We start from the raw sequence: 7630 nt of genomic DNA, 5'->3' as shown, positions 1-7630 counted from the left end.
ATTTTGAGGCTTTAATGACCTTTGGTTCCTTTCCCCTCCCTTGCCTGGAGGCTTCGCCATTATAAAAGCAGAAAATAATCCAATGACGGATTAACGGCTGGTATAAACGACGGCCTTGGCCGTCGGCCGAAGGCTGAAGTTTATGCGTTGTTGGGCGGAGGCGTTCTTTTAAGCTGCCACCCGCGTTTCTCTTTTCTGTTTTTGACCTACTTTTTGAAAAACAGCCCGAAAACGCAAAAACGAAGCGTTAGACGAATTCTTTATCCATCCGTTTTTGGTTTGATTTCCGGAAAACAGGCCGGAAACGCAATCAAGTCCGTCGGTTTGCGCGTGTTACCGATAAATTCTTTAAAAGCATTTTGCGTCAATTCCTCTTTTGCGACTTCTGCTACTTTTGCAACACTTTCTGGTCAAAGTCGGGCGGCGTTCCTTTTCTTTTGCCAAGGTAATCTAAGAACTTTTGCCGAATTTCTTCTGCGACTTTTGCAGATTTTATCTGCGAGGAAAGTCGGTTTCATTTACGCACACATCTGATTTTTTTGCCTTTCAAGCCGCTAAATCATTTCTTCGCTTACGCCCAACGGTTAGTATATGCAAAGCCCGCAGCGGAGCAAGGGTTTTGTATATACATTGTTATGCAACGTTATTATTTATCAGGTTAATAACATAATCAATTCTCGTTCCTACCATGATTTTCTCATCTTTATGATACTCAATCATAATCCCAATTAATTTTACTGGCAAGACTAGATTGTTGCTGTCAGGAATATAATTATCTGTTAAGATTCTGGGGAAAAACCACAATGGGCAACCACTAATACCATAAGGGTCAGGACCTGTTAGAATCATATTTGACCCAAATGTTAGGATTTTTTCTTTGTCATAATCTAACACAATGTTTGCTTCTGGAACAAATCCTTTATCTTGAATAGGCTTAGTAAGTTCCTTAGTTTTTGTGGTAAATAAAAAAGGGTCAGTTATTATTTTATCGGTTTTGTATTTCCAAGTAGTTTTTGAGGATGGAAATCCGCATAAAAAGTATTGGGGCTTTCCTATGTTGTCAGTAATGGAATGATTTAATAACAAAATATTCTCTTCCAGGAAAACAAAATGTTCATTGGCAATTATTATGGATTGTTCATCTAATTCTAAAAATGAAAAATCGAATTTGTCATTTTCCCTCTTTTCATTGATGACCGATGTGAGTTTTCCTGCAAATCTAAGCTCAGAACCATCCTTCAGAATGTAAATATCCTTATCATCTGAAACATGAGCTGCAGTAATCAAAAAATGTTTATTGCTTATCTTAATAAAAAAACCAGTCCCGAAACCTTTGGGGATACCCTTTTCTCCAGTTTTATAAAATTGGCAAAGGGAACGTAGAATTTGTTTACCAGTGTTAATGGTTATTTCATTAAAAAATTCACTCGTAGATATAATCATATAAATTTAATGTTGCATAACTACCGTATAACCGTACCTATTACGTTTATTACCACTATAGGCGAAGATTGACCGTTTCCGCCTTCGTTGCGTCTGTGGCGGGTATCCAGCATCAAGGTACAGAATACGCGCAACTTCTGCAAGTTCAAGAAAAAACTACTCCTCAGACTAATTTTAAGCACTTTCCCCTTCCAATTCCTATGACTGCGGGGGCAGGAAAATGCAGGGGAGGGGACCGTAGCCGTAAGTTATCCGGATAAATTACGGCTACGGCAGGGGCGGCTGATTCCCGTTTTGGCGCTATTTTTCTGAAAACAGCTCCAAAACGGGTTTTGAAGGGGTACTTTCGCTTGTGAGAAGCTAGTAGAAAGAACCGCGTTGAACCACTAGCGCTGAACAAGCAAAAACCAGTATCTTTGCCCTAATGAAAATTGGAATCATCTTCGGGGGGCCATCCCGGGAGCGCGAAATCTCTTTCGCCGGTGGCCGAACCGTCTTCGATAATTTAGATAAATCCCTGTTTGAGGCCGTACCGGTGTTCGCTGACAGCCTGGGGAACTTCATTCTGCTGGACTGGCACTACATCTACAAAGGCACCATCCGGGATTTTTACCCGCCGGTAGAGGTTGTGCCACCTACAGAGCATGGGCTGCAGATGTACCTGGAGTCGCTGGGGCAGCTGAGCGAGCAGGAGCTGGAGGAAATAGCCGCCAAAGTGGGCCTGCGCATCTTCCCGCACCAGTTCCGGCAGCTCTTCGACTTCGCCTTTTTGACTCTGCACGGCCCGTACGGCGAAGATGGCAGCATCCAGGGCTTGCTGGAATGGTACGGCATTCCGTATTCCGGTTCTGGTATTTTGCCTTCGGCCATAGGCATTGACAAGATAGCGCAGAAGGCCTTGCTCCAGCAGCACGGGTTTGCTACACCAGACTACCGTATTCTGAGCTCGCAGGAGTGGCACCGCTCCCAGGACCGCGCCGCCTTGCTAGATGGGTTAGTGGCAGACCTGGGGTTGCCGCTGGTGTTGAAAGCGCCGCACCAGGGCTCGTCCATTGGCGTGTCCATCATCAAGGAAAAAGACCTCCAGCTGTTTGAGGAGGCGGTGGCGCGCAGCCTGTTCTCCATCACCCTGCAGCGGGACGAGTGGAGCAGCAAGAGCCCCGCGCAGCAGCTGAACTTTGTCAAGACGCTCACTGATATCCGGGAGGGCATTGGCTTGCCGGTACAGACCCAGACGGGCGAACTGGTGTATGCCCCTGAAGAACTGCTCACGCTACTTTCGGCCAGTTTTGGCGAAAACGGCCCGGAAACGCTCACCCTCACCAGTGTGGAGAGCGAGACGCAGGTGCTCATAGAGGCCTTTATCAACGGCCGTGAGTTCTCCTGCATTGTGGTGCAGGACCAGCAGGGGCAGCCCATAGCGTTGCCGCCCACCGAAATCAGAAAAGGCGGCGAGGTCTTTGACTACCGCTCCAAATACCTGCCTGGCCTTAGCCGCAAAATCACACCCATTGATTTGCCCACTGAGCAGATCCAGCAGATACGGCAGGAGTGTGAGCGCCTGTACACCAGCCTGGGCTTTAACGTGTACGCCCGCCTGGATGGCTTTATCACCGAGGCCGGCCAGATTTTCCTCAACGACCCCAACACCACCAGCGGCATGCTGCCGTCTTCGTTCTTCTTCCACCAGGCCGCTGAGATTGGCCTGAACCCGTCACAGTTCCTGACCTACATCATCAGAACCTCTATGGCAGAGCGGGTGAAATCTGGCAAGAACACCGCGCACCTGATGTCGCTCCTGAAAAAACTAGATGCGGCCATGGCCGATGAGCGCGCCCACCGCCATGACAAACTGCGGGTAGGGGTGATTATGGGCGGTTACTCCTCTGAGCGTCACATTTCAGTAGAGAGCGGCCGCAACATCTATGAGAAACTGGCGTCGTCTACCAAGTATGAGCCCATCCCTATCTTCCTGACCGGAGATGACCACACGCACCAACTGTACCAGATTCCTATCAACATCATGCTGAAGGACAACGCTGATGACATCAAGGAGAAGATTGAGGCCTCTGAGGCGGGCGTTCCTACCCACCCGGTGCTGGCGCAGATCAAAGAAGAGGCCCAGGGCATCACCAAGCTGTATGCGGGCAATTCCCTGCAGAAGCCGCAACGCCTGTCGTATGAGCAGCTGAGGGGCCTGGTAGACGCCGTGTTCATTGCCTTGCACGGCCGCCCCGGTGAAGACGGGGTGCTGCAGACAGAGCTGGAGAAATTCCATATCCCGTACAACGGCTCCGGTATACAAAGCTCTCAGATCACCATCAATAAGTTTGAGACCAATAAGATTCTGCGGGAAAACGGGGTGCACGTGGCTGAGCACATGCTGGCGTTCAAAAAAGACTGGCAAGAAGACCGTAACGCTTTCTTCCGGCGCATAGAGGCGAATTTCAAGTACCCGTTCATTGCCAAACCGGCAGATGACGGCTGCTCCTCTGCGGTGAAGAAGATCAAGACCCGGGAGGAACTGGAGGCGTTTGCAGAGCTGATCTTCAGAAATTCAGTGGAGATACCAGAGACGCCGGCGCGGGTGCTCAAACTAAGCTTCAAGGAAGAAGTACCGTTGAAGGGGTATTTCCTCATTGAGAACCTTATCTCCAAAGAAGGCGCCAGGCATTTTCTGGAGATCACGGGCGGGCTGCTCACCAGCTATGGGCCAGACGGGAAAACCCACTATGAAATATTTGAGGCCTCTGAGGCGTTGGCCGAAGGGGAGGTGCTGAGCCTGGAGGAGAAGTTCCTGGCAGGGGAGGGGCAGAACATCACCCCGGCCCGCTACGCCCGGGACCCTGAGGAGCGCCAGCGCATCTCAGACCACGTGAAGCAGGATTTGAAACGGGTGGCAGAAATTCTCCGGATAGAAGGCTATGCCCGCATTGACGCTTTTGTGCGCGTGTTTGAAGACGGCAAAGTGGAGACTATCATCATTGAGGTGAACTCGCTGCCCGGCATGACACCGGCCACCTGTATCTTCCACCAGACCGCCATCAACGGCTACAAACCTTATGATTTCATAGACCGCATACTGCAATTCGGTATGGAACGCACTAAAAAAGTTATTTCATAATACGTAGATGAGTAAGCTCCTGAAAGCCCAAACCGCGGGTGATTTGTTTAAGCACCTGGCCATCATGCTGGCCATTGTGCTGCTCCTGATGTTCCTGTTCTTTTTTGTGTACCTGCCCAGCACCACTAACCACGGCGAGACCATCACGGTACCCAAGATCACCGGCATGAGCGTAGAAGAACTGGAAGACTTCCTGGGCGACAAAGACCTGAACTTCTACGTGAATGACTCTACCTACCAGCAGGGCATGGCGCCCTTCACGGTCATCACCCAGGATCCCAAGCCGGGGGAGAAGGTGAAGCAGGGCCGCAAGATCTACGTGAGCATCAACATGAAAAACCCGCCGCTGATCAAGATGCCTAAGCTCATTGGCGGCTCAGTGCAAAATGCTGAGATGATTCTGAAGAGCTATGACCTGAATCTTGGCGAAATCAAATATGTGCCAGACCTGGCCCAGAACTCAGTGCTGCGGCAGTACGTGAACGGTCGGGAGATACAGCCGGGAGATCCTGTGGCCAAAGGGTCACGTGTAGATTTAGAGGTGGGAGACGGGCTGGGGAATACGCAGCTGGAGGTTCCTTCGTTAGTAGGAATGCCCATAGATGAGGCTACCATGGTGGTGACCGGTCAGGGCCTTAAAATTGGGGCCGTGATTTACATGGGTGCCCCCAACGGCGAAGCCGATGGAACCGTATTAAAGCAACGACCGGTGGCGGGTGAAGGCGCCATGATCAGGGCGGGAGAACTCATTGACCTTTGGGTGGCCGGTCCGCAACCGGTAGCACCCGTACAATAAACTAAACCTCATGCGCCAACGGCTGACACTCTTTTTAATAGCACTATGCTGGGGATGGTCAGCCCAGGCCCAGGTTTTTTCACCTCTCACCCAGGACCCTTCCCGGGCCCGGCAGTTGCCACACAAAAGGAAGCCCACGGCAGATCCCCTTCCCCTCGCGGACGGTGATACGCTGGGGCTTCCTTTTTTTGATGACTTTGCGAAGGGGGAAGGCAGCCCTGACCCGGCCCGGTGGGTAAACCGGGGCGGGGCCTATGTGAGTGACCGGTACGCTAAAAAGCCGCCTACTGTCTTTGCCGCTACTTTTGACGGTTTTGATGCCAACGGTGTTCCCCGGGGCGGGTTGTCGGCAGTAGGGCTAAATGACACGCTTACCAGTAAGCCGTTGCTCCTGGGCCGCTTTCAGCCCCAGGATTCTCTCTACCTCAGCTTTTACTGGCAGGCGGGCGGGCTTTTAGATGCTCCCAATTATTCTGGGGGGGGCAATTATTACCTTCGGCTGGAGTTCAAAGAGGCCACTGGTGGCTGGCAGCAGGTGTGGGAGCAGCGGGGCACCGGCAGAAGCACAGAATTTGCGGCGGTGATGGTGGTGTTGAAAGAAAACGGGTTCCTGTATGACGGCTTTCAATTCAGGTGGGTGAGCGGCGGCGGCCAGAACGGTTTGCGGGATGTATGGCACGTAGATTATGTGTTTCTGGACAAGAACCGCAGAAAAGGCCAGCTGCAGGTGGCAGATGTAGCCTTCACCTCCCAGCTGCCGTCTTTGCTCAACCGCTACACCGCCATGCCCGTCTGGCATTTCTCAGACAACCCCGGCGGTGAGCTACGGCAGCAGGTGGGGGCCCAGTTTGTGAATTACAGCGGTGTGCCGGCGGCCATCAGCTGGCGGGCCTTTGCCCGGAATCTGACCACAGGGGCTGTAGACACCTTCCTTCGCGGTAGCGCCCCCGTAGCCGGGAACGCACAACAAACCATTGCCGGCGTACCGTCTGCCGCTTTTTTAGGCACCCAGAGCACCCCGTTTTCTGTTCAGACCACGCAATTCCTCAACACCAAAGAGCCGCTCCTGCACACGCTTTACAATGACACGCTCACCCGGCAAACTGATCTGCATGATTATTTTGCCTATGATGACGGCTCGGCCGAGGGGACATTAAGCTTCCCCTCCTCCAGCGCAGTGAATGTAGCCTATCAGTTTGACCTGACTAAACCCGACCGGGTGAAACGGGTGCGGCTTTTCTTTACCGGTGCCAATACTCCCGGCACAACCCTTTACCTGCGTATCTGGGGAGACCAAAACGGGAGACCAGCAGACCAGCCTTTGGTAGAGCAGCCGTTTTCAGTGCCCCCGGCAGACCAGTTCAACAACTGGTTGGATATAGAGCTCACGCAACCCATAGCGGTGCAGGGGCGCTTCTACGTGGGCTACCGCCAACCGGCGGGGGCCACCTTCGTCAACATCGGGTTTGATTTAAGTGAAGACGCAGAAGGGAAAATGCTTTTGCTCAGAGGCACCACCACCTCCTGGGAAACCCTGACTGGCCTGGGGGGAGCCTTAATGATCAGGCCGGTCATGGCCGGTACCATAACCTCTGCCGCAGAAGAAATTGCCAGTGCGGCGCCTTTCCTTTTTCCAAACCCTGCCAGTGACTGGCTCAAGGTGGGGCAGAAGGCTGAGCGGCTGGAGGTATATTCCTTAACCGGGCAGCTAGTGCAGGTCTGGCAGCAGGTACGGGCGGGGCAGCAACTTTCTTTGGTACATCTGCCTGCTGGTTTGTACCTTGTCAAGGCAATCAACGGAACCCAAGTAAGAACCTCTAAACTAATTCTACAAAGATGATCACTTCTGATATCACTGCCGCAGAACTGAAGCAGCGCCTGGCCAACCACGAGACCCCGGTTATTCTTGATGTGCGCGAACCATGGGAACATGAGGAGCAAAGCATTCCCGGGAGCATCCTTATTCCCCTTGGCTCGCTGCCAGAGCGCATGTCTGAGCTGGAAGACTACAAAGAGCAGGAAGTACTGGTGCACTGCCGGTCAGGCAAACGTTCTGCCACGGCCCAGGCCATGATGCAGCAACAGGGCTTTAAACATGTGCGCAATGTAGAAGGCGGCATGCTGGCGTTTAACGAGGCACAGTAACTTCTGCCTGCTGCTTTCCCGTTTCGGGGCTGTTTTTCCAGAAACAGCCCCGAAACGGGATTTGTGGTAAAAGCTGAACCGCCTGGCCTTCTGAGTTAAAGCGGGAGAAGGGAACTGCAGTA

Annotated in this window: 5 protein-coding genes; 4 read left to right on the top strand and 1 reads right to left on the bottom strand. The window is 52.1% G+C overall.

The genetic code is table 11. From position 1 onward, the window contains the following. Positions 1-633: 633 nt before the first annotated feature. On the bottom strand, positions 634-1443 hold the full coding sequence (locus tag FHS90_RS10710) for a hypothetical protein (protein ID WP_182513040.1): 810 nt from the start codon (positions 1441-1443) through the stop codon (positions 634-636). 424 nt (positions 1444-1867) lie between these two features. On the opposite strand from FHS90_RS10710, the gene FHS90_RS10705 reads away from it, so the two are divergent. The 4 genes from FHS90_RS10705 (at position 1868) to FHS90_RS10690 (ending at position 7508) form a co-directional block, all read left to right on the top strand. Beyond that, positions 1868-4567: a D-alanine--D-alanine ligase family protein gene (locus FHS90_RS10705; protein ID WP_182513039.1), complete on the top strand. Its 2700-nt coding sequence runs from the start codon at positions 1868-1870 to the stop codon at positions 4565-4567. A gap of 7 nt (positions 4568-4574) precedes the next feature. Continuing rightward, positions 4575-5363, top strand: a complete 789-nt coding sequence (locus FHS90_RS10700) for a PASTA domain-containing protein (protein WP_066836702.1) — start codon at positions 4575-4577, stop codon at positions 5361-5363. A 115-nt stretch (positions 5364-5478) separates the two neighbouring features. After that, entirely contained in the window at positions 5479-7203 is a 1725-nt protein-coding gene (locus FHS90_RS10695; protein WP_182513038.1) for a T9SS type A sorting domain-containing protein, read from the top strand. After that, positions 7200-7508, top strand: coding sequence for a rhodanese-like domain-containing protein (locus FHS90_RS10690; protein ID WP_182513037.1), 309 nt, complete (start codon positions 7200-7202; stop codon positions 7506-7508). Before FHS90_RS10695 ends, FHS90_RS10690 begins: the two co-directional genes overlap by 4 nt. The last annotated feature ends 122 nt before the right edge of the window (positions 7509-7630 follow it).

It is taken from the genome of Rufibacter ruber (assembly GCF_014138425.1).
Classification (GTDB): domain Bacteria; phylum Bacteroidota; class Bacteroidia; order Cytophagales; family Hymenobacteraceae; genus Nibribacter; species Nibribacter ruber_C.
This window is presented reverse-complemented; position numbering and strand designations above follow the sequence as displayed.

Bases quoted from the DNA above. Each gene is read 5' to 3' on its own strand.
- FHS90_RS10710 (WP_182513040.1), bottom strand. From the start codon at position 1,443: ATGATTATATCTACGAGTGAATTTTTTAATGAAATAACCATTAACACT.
- FHS90_RS10705 (WP_182513039.1), top strand. From the start codon at position 1,868: ATGAAAATTGGAATCATCTTCGGGGGGCCATCCCGGGAGCGCGAAATC.
- FHS90_RS10700 (WP_066836702.1), top strand. From the start codon at position 4,575: ATGAGTAAGCTCCTGAAAGCCCAAACCGCGGGTGATTTGTTTAAGCAC.
- FHS90_RS10690 (WP_182513037.1), top strand. From the start codon at position 7,200: ATGATCACTTCTGATATCACTGCCGCAGAACTGAAGCAGCGCCTGGCC.